Source organism: Arthrobacter sp. H14, assembly GCF_000520495.1.
Classification (GTDB): domain Bacteria; phylum Actinomycetota; class Actinomycetes; order Actinomycetales; family Micrococcaceae; genus Arthrobacter_C.
On sequence record NZ_KI914656.1, the window covers coordinates 44,881 to 47,959 of the forward strand.

At 62.7% G+C, this 3,079-nt stretch carries 3 protein-coding genes; 2 read left to right on the forward strand and 1 reads right to left on the reverse strand.

Going from position 1 to position 3,079, the window contains the following annotated elements:
- Positions 1-485: LmeA family phospholipid-binding protein (locus Y707_RS25680; protein ID WP_035781619.1), on the forward strand; the 485-nt coding region annotated here is incomplete at its 5' end.
- Here the strand turns inward: Y707_RS25680 and Y707_RS33485 are convergent.
- Complete coding sequence (locus Y707_RS33485) at positions 421-1,200, reverse strand: CDP-alcohol phosphatidyltransferase family protein (protein ID WP_442853296.1); 780 nt, start codon at positions 1,198-1,200, stop codon at positions 421-423. The two genes, Y707_RS25680 and Y707_RS33485, sit on opposite strands and share 65 nt — an antisense overlap.
- A gap of 516 nt (positions 1,201-1,716) precedes the next feature.
- Here Y707_RS33485 and Y707_RS0112720 point away from each other — a divergent pair.
- The gene (locus tag Y707_RS0112720) at positions 1,717-3,036 is read left to right on the forward strand and encodes a cytochrome P450 (protein ID WP_081744838.1); all 1,320 of its coding nucleotides are present in this window, start codon (positions 1,717-1,719) and stop codon (positions 3,034-3,036) included.
- Positions 3,037-3,079: the final 43 nt, after the last annotated feature.

Sequence of the window (3,079 nt, forward strand, 5' to 3'; positions counted from 1 at the left end):
CCGACCTCGCGCTGGATGCTGGGACAGTGGTGGCTGCGGGCTCGATGCTCCGCGACGTCCGGGCCGTCGGGCAGGACGTGGTCATGAGGCCGAACGGGCTGGTCGCTGCACGGCTCGCCCTGGACGTGACCGTGCCGTTCGAGGTCATTGCCGATGAGCTCGGTAAAGAGACCGTGGTCCGCGCCGCCGACGACGGCCAGGCCATGGTCGTTCGCAACGTCGAGGCCCTGGGCCGCGAACTGCGGGTCATCGCCACCGGCACAGTTGAGGTCGAGGCCGGCAGGCTCGTTGTCGAACCACGCTCGATCGATATTGGTGGGCCGGCCTTCCTCTCCGACGCGATCGCCGCCGTCGTGCGCGGGCTCGTGACCATCGAGCACGACATCGAGGGCCTGCCCGAGGGCCTCGTGCTCCAGGACGTCACCGTCCAGAGCGACGGCTTCCGCGCCAACCTCCGGGGCGAGGACGTAAAGCTCGTCCCGTAACTTCACCCGCCCGCCTTACCATCCGGGCGCCGAGCAGCACCTGGACAGCCGCTGCAGGCCTGAACCACCAGGAGCGCGGAACATCGATCATTTTCCCCCGTGCGAAGCTGGCAGAAGCAACCAGGACCACAGGTAAGGCCCAAGCTGCGAACGCCGCGGTACGTACGGTCCGGCTCGTTTCGTACCGCAAGCTGAACCATGTCCAAAGGGCGGTGTCAGCGAAGAAATCAGCATATTGACCGAAGGAAGTTTCGGTACCCGTCGCCCGGGCGAGTTTGCCGTCGACGAAGTCGCTGATGAGGGCAAAAACCGGCACCCAACGACCGAGTGTGTTCTCGAGAGCCGGCAGATTGGCCCGCAACAGCGTGATGATATTGGCCGGCCCCAATGATTTCCTTTCCTCCAGCAGGCCAAGATGACTCGCAGCGAGGGACCATGTGAGCGCAACCCACTTCCACCCGTGCCCACCGGCGCAGCCACCCAGGATGAGGTGCAAAGCTGTTACCTCCAGCAAAGCCTGCGGGCGGGCACGCGCCTGATCGACCGACCGCTGGGAGGCCATGATGAGCAGCTTCGCCCACGCGTCCGCGCGCCAGCCGCCAGCACGAAGTTGGGTCAGAAGGTCATTGGTCGCCTCACGACTACTCAGCACAGTACGGCCACCTGTCCCTACCATCGGGCATTGGTCCCAGAGGGCTGAAGGACCAGCTGTCATTATCTTTCCCACCGTTCACCACGGGACACTTCCCGGAAAATCCCCGCCGGTTGGGGATCAGACTGACTTCAACACTGCCCGAACCACTACCCCATGTCCACTGTCCTGGGACATCAGCGTAGGTGTGACGGTGCCGGGGCGAGTCAGCGTCACTGCTTCAAGCGACGTTACCTGAGGGGTATTCAATGATGTCCTCATTCGCTTCTTAGATCAGGGCAAACGAGGCCGTCGTTGTCCTGGCCTCCGCTCCACCGAAACTTCAATGTGCGCCGGTTTGCTCTTCCGGAGCGTGAATGCGGTTGGCCCGGGAGGATTCGTGGGGCGGATTGGCCGGAGACGCCCGGTTTTCCGATCGACTCACCAGGGGAAGAGATCCTCCAATTTTTTCTCTTGCTTACCGGCATTTTTGCGTCGTGCATGTCGGTCCGTGGGGAGGCAACTCAGTAGCGGGTTTTCGTCGCGGGGGACGGGTGCGAGGATGGTATGAACCGGCACTGAGAGGTGGGGAACCGCTGTATGGAACATGCCCCGGCCGGTGAAGTCCCGGCGATCCGACTCCCCGCACTCATTCAAGACGTGCTCCTCTGGCGGGACCCTGTCGGACAGCTCAGAGGATGGGCTGATCGATACGGAGCCGTCTTCACCGGCAATCTCCCCGCTACGGGACCTCTTCTTTTTGTCGGCGACCCGACGGCAGCGCGAGAGGTGCTCTTTAGCGACCCGCAGGGCTCTCGCGCTGGTGCCGCTACCGCTCGAGTTCTTCCTTTGCTGGGATCCGCATGCGTTCTGCGCCAAGACGGCAACGCCCACAAGGACCGCCGCCGGCTGATCGGCTCGGCGTTCCACGGGGAAAACCTTCGGCGCTTAAGGTCAATCGGAGCGGGCATAGCTGATCGGGAGATGGCAACGTGGCCGGTCGGCAAGCCGGTGGCATTGCTTCCTCATATGCAAAAGGTGGTGTTTGCCATGATCACCTTTGTCGTGCTCGGCCTGACTGACCCGTGGCAGGTCGAACGGCTCCATAAAACCGTATTGAAGATGACAGGACCCTCAGCACTTTCAAAGACCTGGATGTTCCCGATGGGTGACGGGCCCGTGCGGTCAAAAGTGCAGCGTCGCGCGCAGCGCCGTCAATCCGCAACAGATGAACTTCTCACCAGGGTGGTGGGCAATCGTCGATCGGGCGATCCATCCGGCGACACGGATGTACTCGGTCTGCTCCTTCGCCAGGAACGAGCTCTGGGGATACGCACTCACGACACCGAGATGAACGAAGAGCTACTCGCATTGCTCCTGGCCGGCTACGAAACCACGGCGGCCGCACTGGGCTGGGCGATCGAACGCCTTACTCGCGAACCGCTGGCCCTCACGCAACTCACTGAGTCCCTGCGGGAAGGCGATTCCACCTACCTGAGGGCTTTCATCAGGGAGGTCCTGCGGTGGCGTCCGCCCGTCGTGGATGCCGTTCGGGAACTGACCCAACCAATGAACCTTGCCGGTTACCGAATACCGGAGGGCGCCCTCGTCGTCGTCGTACCGCTTCTGGTACACAGCCGGGACGATGCGTGCCCATCGCCCGACGCTTTTCAGCCGAATCGCTTTCTCGACGACCCGAGGCCGGGCAAGGGCTGGATCGCCTTTGGCGGCGGACGACGCCACTGTCTCGGGTCAGAACTTGCCATGCTGCAGATGGAAATCGTAATCACGCAAATGATGAACGGCGTCACGTTCTCTCCCAGCAAGCTCCGCCCTGAGCAGGCACGGCTTCTGGGTACCGTCATGGTCCCGTCACGCGGAAGCATTGCGGTCATCTCACGCCCCGGCCCGTTGGCTTGACGAGTATCAAGGCACGATTGACATTAGGTTATCGAGCGCGGAT